Genomic DNA, 23,389 nt, shown 5'->3' with positions numbered 1-23,389 from the left:
ATTTGCACGAGGGTTAATCCCGGCGTAGAATAAAACCAGCTGCAGTATGTTGTAACTAATGACATTCTTAGGGGATAAAATGGCCAGCTACGACCTCGTCGAACGCCTGACTGACACATTTCGTCAGATGGAACGCAATCTCGCCACGCTACGTGATGAGCTGGCCGAATGTCGCCTATTAACCGCGCGGGTGTTTGAACTTCCCGAGGTGACAAAAACGACGGAAACGGCACCGATGTCGCACGTCAAGGTGACGCAGCATATCGGGCAGCCGGCCTTCACTCGCGCGTTACAGCACTTTGGCCATCTGTTTATTCAGCAACAGTCAGAAAATCGCAGCAGCAAGGCCGCGGTACGCCTGCCAGGCGCTATCTGCCTGCAAACTCATGCCGAGCAGCATGAAGCGCTCGCCGCCCGCATTGCCCACATTAATACGTTGAAGGCCGAGCTAGAACAGATCATCACCGTTGAGTCAGGTCTGCCCGCAGTGGCGCGTTTTGAGTGGGTACATCGCTATATTCCCGGCTTGATTACACTCAATGCCTATCGCTCGCTCACCCTGCTTTCCGATCCCAGCACTATTCGTTTTGGTTGGGCAAACAAGCACATTATCAAAAACCTGACTCGCGATGAGGTGATGACGCAGCTGGAGAAAAGCCTGAAATCGCCGCGTGCCGTTCCGCCGTGGACGCGCGAGCAATGGCAGGCCAAACTGGAACGCGAGTATCAGGATATTGCCGCCCTGCCGCAAAACGCCCGCCTGAAGATAAAGCGCCCGGTCAAGGTACAGCCGATTGCTCGCGTGTGGTACGCGGGCGAACAAAAACAGGTGCAGTACGCCTGTCCTGGGCCATTGATCGCCATCGTTTCAGGCAGAAAGGGAGTGAGCGTACCGGATCTGGGTGAACTGCTGAATTACGATGAGGATAACGTGCAGCATCGGCACAAACCGCAGGCGCAGCCGCTGAAATTAATCATTCCACGGCTGCACCTTTGGCTGGCAACCGATTAATCTCGGCTGACCTGACTTCCCACCATCTCTTGTGGGCGCACCCAAAGATCAAACTCATCGGCGCTCAAATAACCGAGCGCCAGCGCAGCATTTTTCAATGTCAGCCCTTCTTTATGCGCTTTTTTGGCTATCTCCGCCGCTTTATCGTAACCGATATGCGTATTGAGGGCGGTAACCAGCATCAGCGACTCATTGAGAAGCTGGTCGATACGCTCACGATTAGGTTCAATGCCGACGGCACAATGTTCGTTGAAACTCTCCATGCCATCTGCCAGCAGACGGATCGATTGCAGCACGTTATGAATGACCATCGGGCGATAGACGTTAAGCTCAAAGTTGCCGGAAGCGCCGCCGATATTCACCGCCACATCATTGCCCATCACCTGGCAGCACAGCATGGTCATCGCTTCACACTGCGTCGGGTTTACTTTCCCCGGCATGATGGAGGAACCCGGCTCATTTTCTGGAATAGACAATTCGCCAATCCCGCAACGAGGGCCGGACGCCAGCCAGCGAACGTCGTTGGCAATTTTCATCATCGAGGCGGCAAGCCCCTTTAACGCGCCATGCAGATGAACCAGCGCATCGCAGGTCGCCAGCGCTTCGAATTTGTTCGGCGCGGTGACAAAGGGCTGATGAGTGGTGGTGGCCAGTTCCTGCGCCACCCGTACCGCGTATTCCGGGTGGGTATTAAGCCCAGTCCCTACCGCCGTTCCGCCCAGCGCCAGTTCGCATAAATGCGGCAAACTTTGCTTAATATGCCGACGATTGTGCTCAAGCATCGCCACCCAACCGGAAAACTCCTGCCCCAGGGTTAGCGGCGTCGCGTCCTGCAAGTGAGTGCGGCCAATTTTCACGATGTCGCGAAAGCGCTCTGATTTCTGGCGAAGCGTCTCTTGCAGGACAGCCAGTTGCACCAGCAGGTGTTCACGCACGGCGATAACGGCCGCAACGTGCATGGCGGTGGGAAACACATCGTTCGAGCTTTGGCTTTTATTGACATCATCATTAGGGTGCACCAATCGTGACATACCGCGCTCGCCGCCCAGCAGTTCACTGGCGCGGTTTGCTAGCACCTCGTTCATGTTCATATTGCTTTGCGTGCCAGAACCGGTTTGCCAGATAGCCAGCGGGAACTCATCCGGGTGTTGGTTTGCCAGCACTTCATCGGCAGCGGCAATAATGGCCCCCGCTTTGTCCGTTGAAAGCAGACCTAAATCCTGGTTGACCTTAGCCGCCGCCCGTTTAGTGAGCGCGAGCGCGTGGATAAGCGAAAGCGGCATTTTCTCGGAAGAGATACGAAAATGCTCCAGTGAGCGCTGAGTTTGCGCGCCCCACAGTTTATCGGCCGGAACGTCGATGGGCCCCATAGAATCGCTTTCACGGCGTGACGTTGTCATTACCTTCTCCTTGAATCCAAAGTGATTGTGAAGTGACATTGCTCATGCGAAAAAGATAAGTATGGTCGTAGAACTGAAAACCGCCCCGAAGGGCGGTGAAAGATTACTTCACGCAGCGGTCGCACTGTGACGACTGGATCTGCTGGAAGAAGTCGTTACCTTTGTCATCCACCAGGATAAACGCCGGGAAGTCTTCCACTTCAATTTTCCAGATGGCTTCCATCCCTAATTCAGGGTATTCCACGCATTCCAGACTCTTGATGCTGCTTTGCGCCAGCACGGCGGCCGGGCCGCCAATGCTGCCGAGATAGAATCCACCGTGTTTATGGCACGCGTCGGTCACCTGCTGGCTGCGGTTGCCTTTCGCCAGCATGATCATACTGCCGCCTTCAGATTGCAGTTGGTCGACGTAGGAGTCCATGCGCCCGGCGGTCGTTGGCCCCAAAGAACCCGAGGCGTAGCCTTCCGGCGTTTTTGCCGGGCCAGCATAATAGATAGGGTGATCTTTGATGTACTGCGGCAGGCCTTCGCCACGGTCCATGCGCTCTTTGAGCTTGGCATGCGCGATATCACGGCCAACGATAATGGTGCCGCTTAGTGACAGACGCGTAGAAACCGGGTACTGCGACAGTTGCTTTAAGATGTCGCTCATTGGACGGTTGAGGTCGACTTTTACCGCTTCGCCCTCACCGGCTTTACGCAGTGATTCAGGAATGTATTTCCCTGGGTTATTTTCCAGTTTTTCAATCCAGATACCGTGACGGTTAATCTTGGCTTTGATATTACGGTCGGCCGAGCAGGAAACGCCCATCCCCACCGGGCACGACGCGCCGTGACGCGGCAGGCGCACCACGCGAATGTCGTGAGCAAAGTATTTACCGCCGAACTGCGCGCCCAGACCAAGATTCTGAGCCTCCTCCAGCAACTCTTTTTCAAGCTGGATATCGCGGAATGCCTGGCCGTGTTCGTTACCTTCCGTTGGCAGACCATCGTAGTATTTGGTTGATGCCAGCTTCACGGTTTTAAGCGTAGCTTCCGCCGACGTCCCGCCGATGACAAAGGCGATGTGATACGGCGGACAGGCTGCGGTGCCAAGCGTGCGCATCTTCTCGACCAGGTAGTTTTTCAGCTTCGCCGGGGTGATCAGCGCTTTAGTTTCCTGATAAAGATAGGTTTTATTCGCCGAGCCGCCGCCTTTGGCGATGCACAGGAACTTATATTCGTCGCCGTCGACGCTGTAGAGATCAATCTGCGCTGGCAGATTGGTGCCGGTGTTGACCTCTTTGTACATGTCCAGCGGGGCGTTTTGTGAGTAACGCAGGTTATCTTCAATAAAGGTGTCGTAAACGCCGCGCGCCAGTGCGGCTTCATCGCCACCCCCGGTCCAGACGCGTTGGCCTTTTTTGCCCATGATAATCGCCGTGCCGGTGTCCTGGCAGGTGGGCAGAATACCTTTGGCGGCGATATCAGAGTTGCGCAGGAATTGCAGCGCCACGTACTTATCGTTTTCGCTGGCTTCCGGGTCGTTCAGGATATCGGCCACCTGCTGTTGGTGCGCGGGGCGGAGCATAAAGGAGGCGTCATGGAAGGCATGTTTGGCGAGGAGCGTCAGCGCTTGCGGGGCAACTTTGAGGACTTCTTGCCCTTCAAATTCTGCGACGGAAACATAGTCGTTACTCAACAGATAGTATTCGGTTTCATCCTTGCTTAACGGGAAAGGATCCTGATAGTAAAAAGGTTTATTCGACATTGTGCTCTCACTTACCGCTCTGATGATTTTGTGAAAGGGCCGGTTATCCGTATGCCCATGTAAAAGCGAGTCACTCTATCGTACACAATTTTTTAACAAAAACTGAGACTAGTACGACTTTTTATTTCTCCAGCATACGTCACCGCATTTTTTTGCTTTAATACAGCCAAAAGAATCCTCATTAAATCAGGGCTTGATAATGCAAAAACTCATCAACTCAGTGCAAAACTATGCCTGGGGCAGTAAAACTGCGTTAACGGAACTCTACCAAATGGCCAATCCCGACGGTCTGCCAATGGCGGAACTGTGGATGGGCGCACACCCTAAGAGCAGCTCACGTGTACTGGACAGTCATGGCAAGGAGCAGTCGCTGCGCGATGTAATTGACGCCGATAAAACGACCTTACTGGGCGCGAACGTCGCCGAGCGTTTTGGGGAACTGCCTTATCTGTTTAAAGTCCTTTGCGCCGCCCAACCGCTGTCCATTCAGGTGCATCCGAGCAAAAAATCCGCCGAAGCGGGTTTTGCCAAAGAAAACGCCGCCGGTATCCCTCTCGATGCCGCTGAACGCAACTACAAAGATCCTAACCACAAGCCGGAGCTGGTTTTCGCCCTCACGCCGTTCCTGGCGATGAATGCTTTCCGCGAGTTTGATGAAATTGCCGCTCTGTTAGCGCCGGTTGCCGAAGCTCACCCGCTTATCGCGCAGTTTATCGCCTCGCCTACCAGCGAACATCTGAGCGCCCTGTTTGCCGGTTTACTCAATTTACAGGGTGAAGCAAAAGACCACGCGCTGCGCATTCTTGCCGCGGCGCTTAACAACCAACAGGGTGCGGCCTGGGATGCTATCCGCCTGATTGCTGAATTTTATCCCGACGACAGCGGGCTATTCTCGCCGCTGCTGCTAAACGTGGTGCAACTGAAACCTGGCGAAGCCATGTTCCTGTTTGCAGAAACCCCGCACGCCTACCTGCGCGGTACCGGTCTGGAGGTGATGGCCAACTCCGATAACGTACTTCGCGCTGGGTTGACGCCAAAGTATATTGATATCCCGGAACTGGTGGCGAACGTCAAGTTTACGGCCAAACCGGCGAATACGCTGTTAACCGAGCCTGATACCTTTGGCGATACCCTTGATTTCCCAATCCCGGTTGACGATTTTGCCTTCTCCCTGCACCGTCTGCACGAGCAGGAAAGCGAGCTTGTGCAGGACGGCGCCACCATTGTGTTCTGCGTCGACGGCGAAGCGGTATTACACAAAAACGACCAGACGCTGGTGCTAGCGCCGGGTGAATCCGCCTTTATTGCCGCCAATGAATCGCCTATTCAGGTGAGTGGCAACGGTCGTTTAGCGCGCGTATACAATAAGCTGAAGTAATTACTGCAGTTTCAGGACAGGCTTGCTACTCTTTTGCATAGCCTTATGACTCAACCAGACGGCTTCCCCGTCTGGTTTCATTTTATGGATAAATATGATGAAAAAATCGCTGGTTGCCGTAGGTGTGATTGTTGCTTTAGGGATTGTCTGGACGGGAGGCGCCTGGTACACAGGTAAACAACTGGAGACGCATATTGCTGATATGGTGTCGCAGGCCAACTCACAGCTTAAACTCAATGCCCCGGAAGCTGGTCTTGAGGTGAGCTACCAGGATTATCAGCGCGGCGTATTCAGCAGCCAGCTGAAATTGGTCGTAAAACCGTTAGCTGGCGCGCAAAACGCCTGGTTGAAACCCGGCCAGAGCGTACTGCTCGATGAAAACGTGAGCCACGGCCCATTCCCACTGGCTTCGCTGAAAACCTTCAACCTCGTCCCTGCCATGGCTGCCGTCAATACGCGCCTGGTGAAAAACGATGTTACTCAGCAATTGTTTGAAATTGCCAAAGGTGAATCTCCATTCGATATCGATACTCGCATTAGCTACAACGGCGATACCAAATCAGATATCTCGCTCAAAGCGCTGGATTACGAAAAAGACACCGACAAAGTGAGCTTCAGCGGCGGCGAATTCACCGTTTCCGCAGATAAACAGGGTAGCCTGGTGGCTCTGACCGGCGAAGCGAAAAGCGGCCAGATTAACGCGGTGAACGAATACGATCAGAAAGTTCAGGTGACCTTTAATAACCTGAAAACTGACGGCACCACCAGCCTCGCCTCCTTTGGCGAGCGTATTGGCGACCAGACGCTTGAACTGGAACGTCTGGCGATTGCCGTTGAAGGTAAAGATCTGGCTGAGCTTAAAGGGATGCGCATCGTCGGTAAGTCCGATCTGAGCGCCGATAAAAAGAAAATCAACAGTCAGCTTGAATACTCGCTGAGCAATCTGAAACTGCAAAACCAGGACTTTGGTAGCGGCCAGCTGGTGTTCAAAGTGGATGGTATTGATGGCGCAGCGATGCATCAGTTCAGCCAGCAGTATCAGGCTCAAACACAGGCATTGCTGGCCGATCCAAATCTGGCGAAAGATCCCGAGCAGTATCAGCAAAAAGCGGTGGAAGCACTGTTAAGTTCTCTGCCGATTTTGATGAAAGGCGACCCGGTTGTGACACTGTCACCGTTAAGCTGGAAAAATGCTAAAGGGGAAAGCGCATTTAATCTGTCGCTGGCGCTTAAAGACCCGGCTCAGGCCACCGGTGAAGCGCAGACGCTGACGCAACAGGTCGACCGTAACGTCAAATCGCTGGATGCTAAACTGACCATCCCAATGGACATGGCAACAGAGCTGATGACCCAGGTGGCGCGTCTTGAAGGCTATCAGCAAGAAGATGCCAATAAGCTTGCGAAGCAGCAGGTTCAGGGGCTGGCGGCTATGGGGCAGATGTTCCGTCTGACCACTACCGAAGACAACGCGATCAGCAGCAGCCTGCAATATGCGAATGGTCAGGTCACGCTGAATGGTCAGAAAATGTCGCTGGAAGATCTGGTGGGAATGTTCGGTATGCCAGGCCTGACTGAGCCTGCGGCACCGGCACCGTTACCGGCACCATAACTGACATTCTCAGTATCACATGCTTATAGCGCCTCTTTGAGGCGCTTTTTTATTTCCACGCCACCAGCCGGGGCGGCATAATAACGTTTCTGGTGCCCCCCTGAACGTTATCGATACGCTGCAGTATCCGCTCAGCAACGCTCTGCCCCATTTCGCGCGCGGGAATGGTGACCCAGGTGAGTGGCACATCGTCCAGCGCCCGTTCGGGCACATCGGCAAAAGCCGCCAGCGCCACGCGCTGTTCAAAATAACTCTCAACGCTGCCTTCACCGCTTTGGATCCCGGCACGCATCAAACCAAACCATGCTCCCATCGCGATAACGCTGTTGTAGCACAGTACGGCGGAAATGGTCGGGTTATGCCGCAGCAGCCCGGCAATCGCCTCTGCGGCCAGCTTCTGGCTGGACTCGCACTCCAGCACCCACTCACTGTGAAACGGCAGCCCGTATTTGATGAGCGTGGCGCAGTAGCCGCCGACCCGTTCCGCACGCGTCAGCGACGAACTTTGTCCGCCAAGCCAGGCAATACGCTGATGCCCGCGACGAATCAGATGTTCGGTCACCATTTGTGCCGCTTGCATATTATCCGGGCGAATAATATCAACTTCGTCGAGATAGCTCGCGCGCGATGCAAACACCAGCGGCGTTTGCGTTTCCACCGCTTTTGCCCGCAGTTCCGACGCCTGATCCACGGAACCCGCAATAACCACGCCGTCTACGCCCTGCGACACCAGCGTGTCAAATCGCTGGAGCATCTGCTCGCCGCGCTTGCCGCCCTGAGTCAGGAAAACCATTTTTCCCTGTGACTCAAGCGCCGCGGTTAATCCGGCCGTCAGTTCGGCATAAAACGGTGAAGAAAGGTCGCCGACAATCAGGCCGATAACCCCGGTCTGCCCTCCGCGCAGTGACACCGCCTGCCGGTTACGCACAAATCCCAGGTCATCGATTGCCCGGTAGACTCGTTCGCCCGTGGCCGATGAGATTCGTCCCTTACCACTGAGCACCAATGAAACGGTGCTCACCGACACGCCCGCCGCCAGCGCGACGTCATTAATGGTGACTTTCTTTGCAATCGCCATGACTTCTGCGCGACTCCTTTTGCTCATTCGATAAAACGTTTTATCAATACACTTACTTTATAAACCGTATTATCACTTGCTTTTGTGATTTGTTTCTCACTAAAAAATGGTAAAACGTTTTATCTTCCTGTCCCAACATTAAAAGAAACCCATTTTCAGGACTAAGGAGTCGTTTCATGACGGCGAAAACAGCACCTAAATTAACCCTCTGGGAATTCTTCCAGCAGTTGGGCAAGACGTTCATGCTGCCGGTTGCTCTGCTTTCCTTTTGCGGGATCATGCTTGGCATTGGCAGCTCGTTAAGCAGTCATGACGTCACGACCCTGCTGCCCTGGCTGGATACACCATTCCTGCAAGCGCTGTTCATCTGGATGAGCAAAGTGGGCTCATTTGCCTTTAGCTTCCTGCCGGTAATGTTCTGTATCGCCATTCCGCTGGGCCTGGCGCGTGACAACAAAGGCGTTGCCGCCTTTTCCGGTTTCGTCGGTTATGCGGTAATGAACCTGGCGGTTAACTTCTGGCTCACCGCCAAAGGTATTCTGCCAACCACCGACGCCGCCATTCTTAAAGCCAATAACATTCAGAATATCATCGGCATTCAGTCGATCGATACGGGGATCCTCGGCGCGGTTATCGCCGGGATTATCGTCTGGATGCTGCACGAACGTTTCCACACCATCCGCCTGCCAGATGCGCTAGCGTTCTTTGGCGGTACCCGCTTTGTGCCGATTATTACCACCGTGGTGATGGGGCTTGTCGGTCTGGTGATCCCATTGGTCTGGCCGGTGTTTGCAATGGGCATTACCGGTCTGGGCTGGATTATCAATAGCGCAGGTGATTTTGGGCCGATGATTTTCGGCACCGGCGAACGTCTGCTGCTGCCGTTTGGTCTACAGCATATTCTCGTGGCGCTGATTCGCTTTACCGAGGCTGGCGGCACCATGGATGTTTGCGGCCATAGCGTAAGCGGTGCACTGACTATCTTCCAGGCTCAGCTAAGCTGCCCGACCACACACGGTTTCTCTGAAAGCGCCACGCGCTTCCTGTCACAGGGTAAAATGCCGGCATTCCTCGGCGGCTTGCCGGGCGCGGCGCTGGCGATGTACCACTGTGCACGCCCTGAGAATCGTCACAAAATTAAAGGGTTGCTGATTTCTGGCGTGATTGCCTGCGTCGTTGGCGGCACCACTGAGCCACTTGAATTCCTGTTCTTATTCGTGGCACCGGTGCTGTATCTCATCCATGCTCTGCTGACGGGTTTGGGCTTCACCGTGATGGCTATTCTGGGCGTCACCATCGGCAACACAGATGGCAACGTCATCGACTTTGTGGTCTTTGGGATCCTGCATGGCCTGTCTACCAAATGGTATATGGTGCCGGTCGTCGCGGCCGTCTGGTTTGCCGCTTACTACGCGATTTTCCGCTTTGCGATTACCCGCTTTAATATCAAAACACCGGGTCGCGATATTGATACCGCGCCTACGGCTGAACAAACCACCAGCGGCGTCACCGGTAAGTCAGGTTATAATGTCCCGGCTATTCTTGCCGCATTAGGCGGCAGTGAGAACATTGTCTCTCTCGACAACTGCATCACCCGTCTGCGTTTGTCGGTCAACGACATGAGCAAAGTAGACGAAGCCGTCCTCAAGGCCAACCGTGCTATTGGTGTTGTGAAACTCAATCAACATAATTTACAAGTGGTCATCGGCCCGCAGGTGCAGTCGGTGAAAGACGAAATGTCCATGTTGATGAATACCGTTCAAGCCTAAAACCCTTTGCCCCTGTGGATTGCAGGGGCAAAATAGCCCTCATATTTTCTTCGCTAGGATCCTCACATGTTTGATTTTTCAACGGTGATTGACCGACATGGCACATGGTGCACTCAATGGGATTATGTTGCCGACCGTTTTGGCGACGCTGACCTGCTGCCCTTTACCATCTCTGACATGGATTTCGCCACCGCGCCTTGCATTCTTGACGCCTTGAGCCAACGTCTTGCTCACGGGATTTTCGGCTACAGCCGCTGGAAGAATGACGAGTTCTTGCCCGCCATTGTTCACTGGTACGCGCAGCGATTCCATACCTCGATTGACCCCGACAGCATTGTTTACGGCCCGTCGGTCATTTATATGGTGGCGGAAATGATCCGCCAGTGGTCTGCGCCCGGCGACGGTATAGTGGTTCATACCCCCGCCTATGACGCGTTCTTTAAGACCATTGAGGGCAATCAGCGTCAGGTCGTTGGCGTGCCGCTCGATAAGCAAGACGGTCAATGGTATTGCGATATGGATAAGCTAGAGGAAGCACTTTCGCAGCCTCAAAACCGCATCCTGCTGCTGTGTAGCCCACAAAACCCAACCGGCAAAGTGTGGACCCGCGAAGAGCTGCAAACCATGGCGGCACTGTGTGCAAAACACAACGTGCGGGTCATTAGCGATGAAATTCATATGGATATGACGTGGGGGGGCCATAGGCATATTCCATGGAGTGACGTAGCCATAGGGCCATGGGCGCTGTTCACTTCCGGTTCGAAAAGCTTCAATATTCCGGCCTTCACCGGCGCTTACGGCTTAATTGCAGATGATGGCTGTCGCGATGCCTACCTCAATGCCCTGAAAGGACGCGATGGCCTCTCATCCCCATCCGTTCCGGCACTAGTGGCCCATATCGCCGCCTATCAACACGGTGAATCCTGGCTGGACGCATTACGTCACTACTTGCAGGAAAATCTGCGCTATATCGAAAAGACGCTGAATGCCGCCTTCCCGGAACTTCAGTGGGCGATGCCACAGGCCACCTACCTGGCGTGGATTGATTTACGCCCGCTCAATATCGACGATCGCCAATTGCAAGAGGCGCTGATTAAGCAGCAAAAAGTGGCCATTATGCCGGGTTACACCTATGGGGATGAAGGCAACGGTTTTATCCGCCTGAACGCAGGGTGTCCGCGTGTGAAGCTCAAATCTGGCGTCGAGCGATTGATTGCGGCGATTAACAGCCTGCGCTAAAGCTTATTGCGCAACAAGACTATTTGTTGCGCAATAAAATCCTAACCTCTTGCATTTTCGCGATATTTTCAATACTTTTAACGACTTAATGCTCTATGGTATAATAATTTGCACTTTAACTAAAAAATGAGTGCAACCATGATTGATACTAACCTGCCTTTAACCGACGTCCACCGCCATCTCGACGGTAATATCCGTGCCCAGACAATCCTTGATCTCGGTCGCCAGTACAATCTTGCGCTCCCTGCCACCACGCTCGACACTCTGATCCCCCACGTCCAGGTCACCAGCAACGAACCCGATCTGGTCAGCTTCCTGAGTAAGCTTGATTGGGGGGTGAAAGTGCTGGCCTCGCTGGACGCCTGTCGCCGCGTGGCGTTTGAAAATATTGAAGATGCCGCCCGTAACGGCCTGCACTACGTTGAATTGCGCTTTTCACCGCGTTATATGGCAATGACTCACCAGTTGCCGGTAGACGGCGTGGTGGAAGCGGTCATTGCTGGCGTGAAAGAAGGCTGTAAAGCGTTTAATGTCGAAGCGCGACTGATTGGCATTATGAGCCGTACCTTTGGCGAAGCGGCCTGTGAAGAAGAACTGAATGCCCTTCTGGCCCATCGCGACGGCATTACCGCCCTTGACCTGGCGGGCGATGAATTAGGTTTCCCAGGACATCTGTTCCAGAACCACTTTACCCGCGCTCGGGATGCCGGTTGGCGGATTACCGTCCATGCGGGCGAAGCGGCGGGCCCGGAAAGCATCTGGCAGGCGATTCGCGATCTCGGCGCTGAGCGTATTGGTCACGGCGTCAAAGCGGTGCAGGACCCGGCACTGATGGATTTCCTGGCGGAAAAACGAATCGGGATTGAATCGTGCCTGACCTCCAACATTCAGACCAGTACCGTGGCCTCGTTGGCCCAACATCCACTGAAAATCTTCCTTGAGCACGGCGTGCTGGCGAGTCTCAACACCGACGATCCGGCGGTTCAGGGCATTGATATCCAACACGAATATCGTGTTGCCGCCCCGGCTGCGGGTTTAACGCCGGCGCAAATTCGTCAGGCGCAGGTTAACGGTCTGGAGATGGCGTTCCTGTCAGCCGCTGAAAAACAGGCGCTGACTGCTCGCGTGACGCGCGGATAAAGAGCGCTTGAGGATTGCCGGGGTCGACGCCCGGGCGAACCTTGAGCGTAGGCCGGATAAGGCATAGCCGCTATCCGGCAATACACACAGAACGCCATGACGGCGAACACCCACATGTTACAGGTGTTCGCCCTCTCTGCTTCACACCAGCGTTAACGTTGCACGATGTTTCGCCGACTCAATTCCCAACTCAATCAACTCCATAATCTGAATTGCCTGACCAGCCGGTACCGGGTTGTCACCGATACCGTTTAAGGCATCACGGATTCCCGCATAGTACGCCGGATAGTTGCCCGGCAAGGTCAGCCAGCTCTCTTCGACCCGGGTTTCGCCCTCAACCGTGGTCAAGATGCCGTCACGCATATCATAACCCCAATCCGCCTGCGGAAGACGCTCGCCGCTTTTCAGGCGGTCTTCCTGCGGATCCAGACCGAATTTGACATAGCTTGCCTGCGTGCCATGCACGATATAGCGTGCTGTTTCCGCTGCAGCTAATAGCGTGCCGTGCAGAACCACTCGACGTTGTGGATAGGTCAAAATGGCGTGGAAGTAATCAGTGGCCTGTGCCCCAGGACGCATTTGCCCGAGGTCGACCGACAGGCTCTGCGGCAGGCCAAACAGATTAACCGCCTGATCCAACAGATGCGGCCCTAAGTCATACCAGATGCCGCTGCCCAGTCCCGGCTGCTCACGCCAGCGGGCGCGTACCTCGGGACGGTAACGATCAAAGTGCGATTCAAAGTAGGCGACCTCGCCCAACTTACCTTCATTAATTAACGCCTTAACGGTCAAAAAGTCACTATCCCAGCGGCGGTTATGGAACACCGACAGCAGTTTACCCTGCTGTTTGGCCAGGGTATCCAGCTCGCGCGCTTGTGACAGTGTCACCGTAAACGGTTTATCGACCACCACATTTTTCCCGGCTTCCAGCGCCGCTTTTGCTAACGGAAAGTGGGTGTCATTCGGCGTCGGAATGACGATGAGATCAATATCGGGATCGGCAAACAACGTGTCAGGATTGGACACCACATTCACAGTCGGCCAATCAGCATGGACTTTGCTGGCATCGCTACTGGAAACCACTGCCAGTTCCATCCCCGGCGTACCGCTGATGAGCGGCGCATGAAACGTCTTGCTGGCAAAGCCATAACCCACTAGTCCGACTCGGATTTGGTCACTCATATTGCAGCCTCACTTCTGATTTAAAGCGGTTGGAATGATTTTGTAATCGATTTCTTATTTGACCTTATCTCAGGAAATAGCACAACACTTTAATAACATTGTGGCCTGGATGAGCTGGAAGTGGCGAAATAAACAGCGTTTGTGGCGGCGATTTGGCGGAAAACTTGCGTTGGAATTTAAGCACGCTAAGATCTTTGTCTCGCTTTATTTTTCAATGGACTGTTTGCTGACTGTTATGACTTCTGTATTGACGCGTATTGTTGAATTAATTGGTTGGGTTGTATTGGGTTTCTCTGTACTGCTTTTGTTTGTCGCGCATCACATTGATAACTACCAGTCACCGGAACCGACTGCCACGGCATCACTGCAAAAAAAGTAAGATAACCGCGCTAAAAAGTGATTCGGATCGCATCTGTGCAACCGGTTTCTGAAACCGGTTGCACAAGATAGCGCCACTCCTTACACTCGTCTTATCATCATGATAAGGAGTGTTATATGTCTGCGTTTCCCCAAAATTTTCTCTGGGGTGCTGCCACAGCGGCGTACCAGGTTGAAGGTGCATATAATGAAGACGGCAAGGGCCCGTCTATTTGGGATATTTTTTCTCACCAACCCGGGACAACCTACCAGGGTACTAATGGCGACGTCGCCGTCGATCACTACCATCGCGTAAAAGAAGATGTCAATTTGATGGCCGAAATGGGGCTGCAAAGCTACCGTTTCTCTATCTCCTGGCCTCGCCTGCTGCCTAACGGGCGCGGGGAAGTGAACGAAGCCGGACTCAAGTTTTACAGCGATTTAATTGACGACCTTATCGCCCATAATATTGAGCCGATGATTACCCTTTATCATTGGGATCTGCCGCAGGCACTGCAAGATGAAGGCGGCTGGGAAGCACGCTCAACGGCGGAAGCTTTCGAAGAATATGCGCGACTGTGCTACGCCCGTTTTGGCTCCCGAGTGCAAAAATGGGCCACCTTCAATGAAACCATCGTTTTTATTGGTCACGGCTATATCACCGGTAATCATCCGCCGTCGGTAAAAAATCCGGCTCGCGCAATTCAGGCCTGTCACCACGTATTTATTGCCCACGCGCTGGCGGTGAAGGCATTCCGTGGCATGAAGATAAACGGCGAAATCGGATTTGTGAACGTTCTGCAACCGCACTCTCCTTTGACCAACAGCGCAGAAGATATCGCCGCAAGCGACCTGGCTGACGCCATCCACACCCACTGGCTTTACGATCCGGTGTTAAAAGGTCAATACCCTGCTGAACTGCTTGCACAGTCACAAGCACTTTGGGGCGTCCCCCGCTTTGCGCCGGGCGATGATGAGCTGTTGCGCGCAAACCGTTGTGACTTTATCGGTCTCAACTATTACCGGCGTGAAACGGTCTCCGCGCAGCCACCGGCTGAAAAAGTCAGCGGCGAGCAAGGCGTTGAGGGTCTGTTCTATTTCGTGAGAAACCCGCAGAGTACTTATACCGAATGGGGTTGGGAAATCTGGCCGCAGGGGCTGACTGACGGCATCATGATGATTAAAAAACGTTACGGCGATATTCCTATTTATATCACTGAGAACGGACTGGGAGCGGTTGACCCGATAATCGATGGCGAAGTCGTGGACGATCCGCGTATTGATTTCCTGCGTATGCATATTGATGCGCTGGAAAAAGCCATCGAACTTGGTGCTGACGTTCGCGGGTATTATCCGTGGTCGTTTATCGACCTGTTAAGCTGGCTCAACGGCTACAAAAAACAGTACGGTTTTGTTTATGTTGACCATAACAAAGACCTTGCACGTCAACGGAAGAAAAGTTTCTTCTGGTATAAAGAGGTGATCGCCAGCCGCGGCGAGAACCGTTAATCCTCTTCTATTCAGGGCGCCGTCCGGTGCCCTGATTGCCTAAACCGCTCTAATTATGGTGCTAAATCAATAAGCACATTTTCTGTTATTGAAATTCATTCGTATAACCCAAATAATCTACAACATCCTCTTGAGGTCAGACTTGCTGCTGAAGGCTCAAGAAAAATGGATAACAAAATCATAAAGACTGGAACCACCGGATTATTTTCCTCGCGTCAGCTCGGCTGTAAAACGCGATACGGTGGCTTAAACATTATAAATGGATACCCTCTAATGACCGTTCTGGATTATTTATTGAAGTTTCGCAAAATCAGCTCGCTCGAGACGCTGGAAAAACTGTATGACCACCTTAACTATTCACTGACCAGCAATGAAGAAATCATCAATATGTACCGCGCTGCCGACCATCGTCGTGCAGAGCTGGTCTCTGGCGGTCGGTTGTACGATGTGGGGCAAGTCCCTAAATCCGTTTGGCGTTTTGTGCAATAAGGGTTTTCTCCTAAGCGCCAGTTGCTTATACTCCTCGCCCTATATTTTCGCACGACTGGCGCTGATTTTCAGGAGACACCATGTCAGATAATTCTGCTGAACGCATTGGCGGATGGTTGCTTGGCCCTTTGGCCTGGCTCATTGTGCAATTAATAAGCGTCACCGTGACCTTATTTAAATTCACCACCGTGCTCTTTGCGCCACAAACGCTCTCGCTGATTAAAGACCTTGGGACAAGCAACATCGTCCTGTTGGCGCTGTCGTTTATTTCATTTATCGCCATGTGGTATTACACGCTTTGGCTGACGTTTGCTTTCTTTAAACGTCGCAGTAATGTACCGAAACATTACATTATCTGGTTGATGGTGGGTGTAATTCTGGCTGTCAAAGCTTTCGCTTTCTCACCTATTGCCGACGACCTGGCCGTGCGTCAACTGCTGTTACCGTTGCTGGCTGCTGCACTTATCGTGCCTTATCTCAAGCGCTCATCGCGGGTAAAACGGACCTTTACGCGTACGTAATAACCCCACAGTTAACCTGTTGTCGCCTGATGCTCTTTGTCAGATAATAGGCCGCTTTTTTTGTTACAGGTCGAATGATGGCTGACTATTTATTGCTCTTTATCGGTACGGTTCTGGTAAACAACTTCGTTCTCGTGAAGTTCCTTGGGCTATGCCCTTTTATGGGCGTGTCCAAAAAACTGGAAACCGCCATGGGAATGGGACTGGCCACGACGTTTGTGATGACCCTTGCCTCTATTTGCGCCTGGCTTATTGATAACTGGATCCTTATTCCGCTCGATTTAATTTATCTGCGGACGCTGGCCTTTATCCTTGTTATCGCCGTGGTTGTGCAATTTACCGAAATGGTGGTGCGTAAAACCAGTCCGGCGCTCTATCGCCTGTTGGGGATCTTCCTGCCGCTTATTACTACCAACTGTGCCGTGTTAGGCGTGGCGCTGCTGAACATTAATCTTGGCCACAACTTCCTGCAATCGGCACTGTACGGGTTCTCCGCCGCCGTCGGTTTCTCGCTGGTGATGGTTCTGTTCGCCTCGATTCGCGAACGCCTGGTGGTGTCTAATGTCCCCGCCCCGTTTCGTGGCAACGCTATTGCTTTGATCACCGCAGGATTAATGTCGTTGGCCTTTATGGGCTTTAGTGGGCTGGTGAAGTTGTAATGATGACCTTCTGGATTGCTGTCGCTGCAATAAGCCTGTTAGGGCTGATTTTTGGCGTCATTCTCGGATACGCCTCACGCCGTTTTGCCGTTGAGGATGATCCGGTTGTCGAAAAAATTGATGGTCTGCTACCGCAAAGCCAATGTGGGCAATGCGGCTATCCCGGCTGCCGTCCCTACGCCGAAGCCGTCAGCAACGGTGAAAAAATTAACTGCTGCGCCCCCGGTGGCGAAGCCGTCATGCTTAAAATCGCCGAATTACTAAACGTCGATCCTCAGCCTATCGATGCGGATGAATCCGCCGCTGAACCAGCGCGGATGCTGGCGGTAATCGATGAAGCCAACTGTATTGGCTGCACGAAATGTATTCAGGCCTGCCCGGTTGACGCCATTGTCGGCGCAACCCGTGCGATGCATACCGTTGTGAGCGATCTCTGTACCGGCTGTAACCTCTGCGTGGCGCCATGCCCAACGCAGTGCATTGATATGCGCCCGGTAGAGACGACCACCGACAGCTGGAAATGGGATTTGCAAACCATCCCGGTACGAATTATTCCTGTGGAACACCATGTTTAAGCTATTTTCCGCATTCAAAAAAGACAAAGTCTGGGACTTTAACGGCGGCATTCATCCACCGGAAATGAAAACCCAGTCTAACGGTACGCCGCTGCGTCAACTGCCGCTCGCCCAGCGTTTTGTTATTCCCCTGAAACAGCATATTGGTGCTGAGGGTGAACTCAGCGTTAAGCCCGGCGATCGCGTGCTCCGTGGTCAACCGCTCACGCGCGGTTGGGGGAAAATGCTGCCGGTTCACGCCCCCACATCCGGTACCGTGGTTGCGATTGCTCCACACGCCACCGCTCACCCTTCCGCCCTGCCGGAGATGAGCGTGATCATTGAGGCCGACGGTGAAGACATCTGGATCCCTCGCGAAGGATGGGCAGATTATAAAAATCACAGCCGCGAAGCCTTAATTGAGCGTATTCACCAGTTTGGCGTTGCAGGTTTAGGCGGCGCAGGTTTCCCGACCGGCGTGAAACTGCGCGGCGGCGGCGACAAAATTGACACGCTGATTATCAATGCCGCCGAGTGTGAACCTTATATCACCGCAGACGATCGTTTAATGCAGGACTGTGCGGCGCAAATCCTCGAGGGGATTCAAATCATCGCGCACATCCTGCAACCGCAGCAGGTGCTGATTGGTATTGAAGATAATAAGCCGCAGGCTATCTCGATGATGCGCGCGGTGCTGGCGGGTTGCCATAATATTCACCTGCGCGTCATTCCAACCAAATATCCGTCCGGCGGCGCAAAACAGTTAACGCAAATTCTCACCGGCAAACAGGTTCCGCACGGCGGACGTTCATCGGATATCGGCGTGCTGATGCAAAACGTTGGCACAGCGTTTGCGGTAAAACGGGCGATCATCGACGGCGAGCCGTTAACCGAGCGCGTGGTCACGCTGACGGGTGAATCTATCGGTCAGCCAGGCAATGTCTGGGCGCGTCTGGGGACGCCCGTGCAGCACCTGTTAACCCACGCTAATTTCTGCCCTTCCAGTGAACAGATGGTGATTATGGGCGGCCCATTAATGGGCTTTACCCTGCCCTGGCTGGACGTGCCGGTGGTGAAAATCACCAACTGCCTGCTGGCGCCATCGCCCTCAGAGATGGGCGAACCTGAAGAAGAAAAAGGCTGCATTCGTTGTAGCGCCTGCGCCGACGCCTGTCCTGCCGATCTGCTGCCTCAGCAGTTGTACTGGTTCAGCAAAGGCCAACAGCACGACAAAGCAACGGCGCACAATCTCGCCGACTGCATTGAATGCGGCGCCTGCGCTTGGGTGTGCCCGAGCAGCATTCCGCTGGTGCAGTATTTCCGTGAGGAAAAGGCCGAAATTCACGAAATACGTCTTGAAGAACAGCGAGCGGCAGAAGCCAAAGCGCGCTTTGAGGCCCGCCAACTGCGTCTTGAGCGTGAGAAAGCGGCTCGCGAAGAACGGCATAAAAAAGCCGCCGTTCAACCAGCCGCGCAAGATAAAGATGCCATTCATGCCGCCCTTGCGCGCGTGAAGGATAAACAGCACAAGGCAACCCAGCCGATTGTGATTCAATCGGGTGCTCATCCTGATAACAGCGCCGTTGCCTTAGCGCGTGAGGCTCGCAAAGCGCAAGCGCGTGCTGCCCAGGCGCAGAAACAGCAATCGGCTGATAGCGATGTTGATCCGCGTAAAGCGGCGGTCGAGGCGGCAATTGCGCGTGCGAAAGCACGTAAGGCCGAGCAAGCTCCAGTCATCGAAGCAACCGACGCTGAAGCCGTTGATCCGCGTAAAGCCGCGGTTGAAGCGGCTATCGCGCGTGCGAAAGCGCGTAAGGCCGAGCAGGCGTCAGCCGCCGCAGCAACCGACGCTGAAGCCATCGACCCGCGTAAAGCCGCGGTCGAAGCGGCTATCGCGCGTGCGAAAGCGCGTAAGGCCGAGCAGGCGTCAGTCGCCGCAGCAACCGACGCTGAAGCCGTCGACCCGCGCAAAGCCGCAGTTGAAGCGGCTATCGCGCGCGCAAAAGCACGTAAAGCGGTCACGCAGGATATCAATGAACCTGCCGCCAACGACGATCCACGCAAAGCAGCCGTCGCAGCGGCCATTGCCCGTGTTCAAGCCAGGAAAGCCGCTCAGGCCGTTAACGAGGATTAAATGGTTTTCAAAATCGCAAGTTCCCCTTACACCCACAATCACCGCCAAACCTCACGCATCATGACGTTGGTGGTGATTGCCGCCCTGCCCGGTATTCTGGTGCAGAGCTGGTTTTTCGGCTGGGGAACCTTTATTCAGCTCATCCTGGCCATTGTGACCGCCTGGCTTGCCGAGGCTCTGGTGCTCCGTCTGCGTAAGCAGAATATTACCCAGACGCTGGCAGATAATTCTGCCCTGCTCACCGGTTTGCTGCTGGCTATCAGTATCCCGCCGTTTGCCCCATGGTGGATGGTGGTGCTCGGTACCGTGTTTGCCGTCATTATTGCCAAACAGCTCTACGGCGGTTTGGGGCAGAACCCGTTTAACCCGGCCATGATCGGTTATGTCGTGTTGCTGATCTCTTTCCCGGTACAAATGACCTCATGGCTACCGCCGCATGATATCGCCGCGACCACTCCGGGCTTAGTCGATGCAGTACAGATGATTTTCACCGGCCACACTGCCGCAGGTCAGGACATGAATGCGCTGAAGCTTGGGATTGATGGCATCAGCCAGGCCACGCCGCTTGATACCTTCAAAACCTCGCGTCATGCCGGGCAGTCTGTTGAGCATATCCTTAGCGCCAGCATTTACCACGGTGCCCTTGCGGGAATCGGCTGGCAGTGGGTCAATATTGCGTACCTCGTGGGTGGACTGTTCCTGCTGTGGCAAAAAGCCATCCGCTGGCATATTCCCGTCAGCTTCCTGGTAAGCCTTGCCGTATGTTCCACGCTCGGCTGGTTGCTGCACCCGGAAAACGTGGCCTCGCCACAGATGCATCTTCTGTCTGGCGCAACGATGCTCGGCGCGTTCTTTATTCTCACCGACCCCGTTACCGCCTCGACCACTAACCGTGGCCGCCTGATTTTTGGCGCCCTGGCGGGCCTGTTGGTCTGGCTTATTCGAAGCTTTGGCGGCTACCCGGATGGCGTAGCATTTGCAGTGCTACTGGCGAACATCACCGTGCCGCTGATTGATTACTACACGCGCCCACGCGCATACGGACACCGCTAAGGAGCGAGCATGTTAAAAACCATGCGTAAACACGGTGTCACGTTGGCGCTGTTTGCCGCAGGCTCTACCGGGCTGACGGCGGCAATTAACCAGCTAACGAAGCACACCATCGACGAACAGGCGGAGAAACAGCAAAATGCGCTGTTCCAGCAGGTGGTTCCCGCTGATAGCTATAATAACGCCCTGCTGAAAAGTTGCTTCGTGGTCGACGCCCCGGAGCTGGGCAAAGGCCCGCATAAGGTCTATATCGCCCGAATGGACGATAAACCGGTTGCCGCCGTGCTGGAAGCCACAGCACCAGACGGCTACTCAGGTGCCATTCAGCTGTTAGTGGGCGCCGATTTCAAGGGTACAGTGCTCGGTACTCGCGTGACTGAACACCATGAAACGCCGGGGCTGGGTGATAAAATCGAATTGCGTTTGTCGGACTGGATAACCTTGTTTGCCGGTAAGAAAATCAGCGGCGCGAATGACAATCTGTGGGCGGTCAAAAAAGACGGTGGGCAATTCGATCAGTTCACCGGTGCCACGATTACCCCGCGCGCGGTGGTTAACGCCGTGAAGCGTGCCGGACTGTATGCCGAAACGCTGCCCGATCAGCTTTCACAACTGCAAGCCTGTGGAGAGTAAATTATGAGCGAGGTAAAAGAGGTTATTGTCCAGGGACTCTGGAAGAATAACTCCGCGTTGGTACAGCTATTAGGCATGTGTCCGCTATTGGCGGTCACCTCCACCGCGACCAACGCCTTAGGCCTGGGACTTGCCACCACGCTGGTACTGACGCTGACCAATCTGGCGATCTCAAGTCTGCGCCGGTGGACTCCGGCTGAGATCCGAATCCCGATTTACGTGATGATCATCGCCTCGGTGGTGAGCGCCGTGCAGATGCTGATTAATGCCTATGCGTTCGGGCTGTATCAATCGCTCGGCATCTTTATCCCACTTATCGTGACCAACTGTATCGTCGTGGGCCGCGCTGAAGCTTTCGCCGCGAAAAAAGGCCCGGCGTTATCGGCTCTTGATGGCTTTGCCATCGGTATGGGCGCGACCTGTACCATGTTCGTACTGGGCTCCATCCGCGAACTATTGGGCAACGGTACTCTGTTTGATGGCGCTGACGGTTTACTCGGCAGCTGGGCCAAATCACTGCGGATCGAGCTTTTCCATACCGATACCCCATTCCTGCTGGCCATGTTACCACCAGGCGCTTTCATTGGTCTGGGAATGCTGCTCGCCATCAAATATCTGATTGATGAACGCACAAAGCAGCGTCGTGCTAAGGCCGTTGCTGCGGATAACGTTGGCGTGGAAACGGCAGAGAAAGCGTAATGAATAAGCAAAAACGTCTGGAAATTTTAACCCGTCTACGCGACAACAATCCGCATCCGACAACCGAGCTTAATTTCACCTCGCCGTTTGAATTGCTGATTGCCGTTCTGCTTTCGGCGCAAGCCACCGACGTGAGCGTGAATAAAGCCACCGCGAAACTGTATCCGGTGGCGAACACGCCGCAGTCGATGCTGGATTTGGGCGTCGAAGGGGTGAAAAATTACATCAAGACGATTGGTCTTTTTAACAGCAAGGCCGAGAACGTCATTAAAACCTGCCGCCTGTTGCTCGACCTGCACGGCGGCGAAGTCCCGGAAGACCGTGCGGCGCTTGAAGCGTTACCGGGCGTGGGCCGCAAAACCGCCAACGTGGTGCTAAACACAGCCTTTGGCTGGCCGACGATTGCCGTCGACACCCATATTTTCCGCGTTTGCAATCGGACAAACTTCGCACCCGGCAAGAACGTTGAGCAGGTCGAAGAGAAGCTGCTGAAGGTCGTACCCGCTGAATTCAAGGTCGACTGCCACCATTGGCTGATTTTACATGGCCGCTATACCTGCATCGCGCGCAAGCCTCGCTGCGGGTCATGTATTATTGAAGATCTTTGCGAATTCAAAGAGAAAGTCGATATCTAGCCGAAGATTTGCGGGGTGGCAAGTCGCCCCGCCGCACTCCCTCAGTGCTTAAGCCCTCTTTAATCTCATATAATTATTCAGTTTCTGGCATTAATCACCGCTATATAACGTTTATAGAGGTTAAACATGTCATCGAACACGAAAATTTCTATACAATCACTGACCAGATCATGAAAGTAACACTATGTTGCATTTATGTTTCTTTACAAGCAAACCCACGATCGCAATACGATGAAACGCCGGGTCAGCACAAGATGATCATCCAACAATTTTTCAGAATCCAGCCTATATCACTATAGATAAGCCTTATCAGCAGAAGATATGGTTATAGTGCCAATTTTGCCCCTATTTTTTAGAATAAAAAACCGTCTATTTTTAAAGCATGAAATTTAACGCTAAATAACAATTGGAATGTTGGTCGATTGTACCAGTCTTTTAATTTGTAACGGAGTATTGCAAAACCCTTGTCTGATGGCGCAGGATAGTGAACATTACTTCCCGTTTCCCTCCAGAATAACTATAAGGTGGATGCCAAAACGAGCACTCCACCCAGTACACCCCCCATTAAGATGGGATGTAAATAAGAGGTATA

21 protein-coding genes are annotated in these 23,389 nt (G+C 53.6%); 17 read left to right on the top strand and 4 right to left on the bottom strand.

Annotated features, from left to right (window positions below; genetic code table 11):
• The first annotated feature begins 79 nt into the window (after positions 1–79).
• The gene (gene tus / locus ACIPDS_RS03600) at positions 80–1,012 is read left to right on the top strand and encodes a DNA replication terminus site-binding protein (protein ID WP_400732666.1); all 933 of its coding nucleotides are present in this window, start codon (positions 80–82) and stop codon (positions 1,010–1,012) included.
• Here tus and fumC read toward each other — a convergent pair.
• Together fumC and fumA are read right to left on the bottom strand one after the other, a co-directional pair.
• Positions 1,009–2,412, bottom strand: a complete 1,404-nt coding sequence (fumC, locus tag ACIPDS_RS03595; RefSeq protein WP_400732663.1) for a class II fumarate hydratase — start codon at positions 2,410–2,412, stop codon at positions 1,009–1,011. The two genes, tus and fumC, sit on opposite strands and share 4 nt — an antisense overlap.
• Before the next feature lie 103 nt (positions 2,413–2,515).
• Complete coding sequence (gene fumA / locus ACIPDS_RS03590) at positions 2,516–4,162, bottom strand: class I fumarate hydratase FumA (protein ID WP_166513931.1); 1,647 nt, start codon at positions 4,160–4,162, stop codon at positions 2,516–2,518.
• Between the two features lie 199 nt (positions 4,163–4,361).
• Here fumA and manA point away from each other — a divergent pair, with 199 nt between their 5' ends.
• Together manA and ACIPDS_RS03580 are read left to right on the top strand one after the other, a co-directional pair.
• Positions 4,362–5,540 carry a mannose-6-phosphate isomerase gene (gene manA / locus ACIPDS_RS03585; RefSeq protein ID WP_400732659.1) on the top strand — a complete coding sequence of 393 codons (1,179 nt, stop codon included), beginning with the start codon at positions 4,362–4,364 and terminating at the stop codon, positions 5,538–5,540.
• 97 nt (positions 5,541–5,637) lie between these two features.
• Complete coding sequence (locus ACIPDS_RS03580; protein WP_166514476.1) at positions 5,638–7,149, top strand: YdgA family protein; 1,512 nt, start codon at positions 5,638–5,640, stop codon at positions 7,147–7,149.
• A gap of 49 nt (positions 7,150–7,198) precedes the next feature.
• Here ACIPDS_RS03580 and ACIPDS_RS03575 read toward each other — a convergent pair whose 3' ends face one another.
• Positions 7,199–8,227: a Mal regulon transcriptional regulator MalI gene (locus tag ACIPDS_RS03575; protein WP_400732656.1), complete on the bottom strand. Its 1,029-nt coding sequence runs from the start codon at positions 8,225–8,227 to the stop codon at positions 7,199–7,201.
• Between the two features lie 176 nt (positions 8,228–8,403).
• Between ACIPDS_RS03575 and malX the strand changes: the two genes are divergently transcribed.
• The 3 genes from malX to add all read left to right on the top strand — a co-directional run bounded on the left by malX (position 8,404) and on the right by add (position 12,375).
• Positions 8,404–9,996: a maltose/glucose-specific PTS transporter subunit IIBC gene (gene malX, locus ACIPDS_RS03570; protein ID WP_400732653.1), complete on the top strand. Its 1,593-nt coding sequence runs from the start codon at positions 8,404–8,406 to the stop codon at positions 9,994–9,996.
• Between the two features lie 66 nt (positions 9,997–10,062).
• Positions 10,063–11,235, top strand: coding sequence for a MalY/PatB family protein (locus ACIPDS_RS03565; RefSeq protein WP_400732650.1), 1,173 nt, complete (start codon positions 10,063–10,065; stop codon positions 11,233–11,235).
• 138 nt (positions 11,236–11,373) lie between these two features.
• Complete coding sequence (gene add, locus ACIPDS_RS03560; protein ID WP_400732648.1) at positions 11,374–12,375, top strand: adenosine deaminase; 1,002 nt, start codon at positions 11,374–11,376, stop codon at positions 12,373–12,375.
• A 141-nt stretch (positions 12,376–12,516) separates the two neighbouring features.
• Here the strand turns inward: add and ACIPDS_RS03555 are convergent, their stop codons facing one another.
• Entirely contained in the window at positions 12,517–13,557 is a 1,041-nt protein-coding gene (locus tag ACIPDS_RS03555; protein WP_400732646.1) for an oxidoreductase, read from the bottom strand.
• Between the two features lie 235 nt (positions 13,558–13,792).
• On the opposite strand from ACIPDS_RS03555, the gene blr reads away from it, so the two are divergent.
• The 11 genes from blr to nth all read left to right on the top strand — a co-directional run bounded on the left by blr (position 13,793) and on the right by nth (position 22,797).
• Positions 13,793–13,936, top strand: a complete 144-nt coding sequence (gene blr / locus ACIPDS_RS03550) for a division septum protein Blr (protein ID WP_166514477.1) — start codon at positions 13,793–13,795, stop codon at positions 13,934–13,936.
• Positions 13,937–14,052: 116 nt separating this feature from the next.
• A complete protein-coding gene (locus ACIPDS_RS03545; RefSeq protein WP_400732644.1) occupies positions 14,053–15,423 on the top strand; it encodes a GH1 family beta-glucosidase in 1,371 nt (456 codons plus the stop codon).
• Between the two features lie 273 nt (positions 15,424–15,696).
• Positions 15,697–15,912 (top strand): transcription modulator YdgT, encoded by a 216-nt coding sequence (gene ydgT, locus ACIPDS_RS03540; RefSeq protein WP_400732641.1) that lies wholly within the window; start codon positions 15,697–15,699, stop codon positions 15,910–15,912.
• A gap of 80 nt (positions 15,913–15,992) precedes the next feature.
• On the top strand, positions 15,993–16,433 hold the full coding sequence (locus tag ACIPDS_RS03535) for a DUF2569 domain-containing protein (protein WP_166513939.1): 441 nt from the start codon (positions 15,993–15,995) through the stop codon (positions 16,431–16,433).
• Between the two features lie 77 nt (positions 16,434–16,510).
• Positions 16,511–17,092: an electron transport complex subunit RsxA gene (rsxA, locus tag ACIPDS_RS03530; protein ID WP_166513940.1), complete on the top strand. Its 582-nt coding sequence runs from the start codon at positions 16,511–16,513 to the stop codon at positions 17,090–17,092.
• Positions 17,092–17,667, top strand: a complete 576-nt coding sequence (rsxB, locus tag ACIPDS_RS03525) for an electron transport complex subunit RsxB (RefSeq protein WP_400732636.1) — start codon at positions 17,092–17,094, stop codon at positions 17,665–17,667. Before rsxA ends, rsxB begins: the two co-directional genes overlap by 1 nt.
• Positions 17,660–19,780, top strand: coding sequence for an electron transport complex subunit RsxC (gene rsxC / locus ACIPDS_RS03520; RefSeq protein ID WP_400732633.1), 2,121 nt, complete (start codon positions 17,660–17,662; stop codon positions 19,778–19,780). Before rsxB ends, rsxC begins: the two co-directional genes overlap by 8 nt.
• Positions 19,781–20,833 carry an electron transport complex subunit RsxD gene (rsxD, locus tag ACIPDS_RS03515; protein WP_400732630.1) on the top strand — a complete coding sequence of 351 codons (1,053 nt, stop codon included), beginning with the start codon at positions 19,781–19,783 and terminating at the stop codon, positions 20,831–20,833.
• A gap of 9 nt (positions 20,834–20,842) precedes the next feature.
• The gene (rsxG, locus tag ACIPDS_RS03510) at positions 20,843–21,463 is read left to right on the top strand and encodes an electron transport complex subunit RsxG (protein WP_400732628.1); all 621 of its coding nucleotides are present in this window, start codon (positions 20,843–20,845) and stop codon (positions 21,461–21,463) included.
• 3 nt (positions 21,464–21,466) lie between these two features.
• Positions 21,467–22,162: an electron transport complex subunit E gene (locus ACIPDS_RS03505; RefSeq protein WP_400732625.1), complete on the top strand. Its 696-nt coding sequence runs from the start codon at positions 21,467–21,469 to the stop codon at positions 22,160–22,162.
• Complete coding sequence (gene nth / locus ACIPDS_RS03500; RefSeq protein ID WP_166513946.1) at positions 22,162–22,797, top strand: endonuclease III; 636 nt, start codon at positions 22,162–22,164, stop codon at positions 22,795–22,797. Before ACIPDS_RS03505 ends, nth begins: the two co-directional genes overlap by 1 nt.
• The last annotated feature ends 592 nt before the right edge of the window (positions 22,798–23,389 follow it).

Origin of the sequence: Kluyvera sp. NPDC087067 (genome assembly GCF_044745165.1) — a bacterium.
Taxonomy (GTDB): Bacteria; Pseudomonadota; Gammaproteobacteria; order Enterobacterales; family Enterobacteriaceae; genus Kluyvera.
This window is presented reverse-complemented; position numbering and strand designations above follow the sequence as displayed.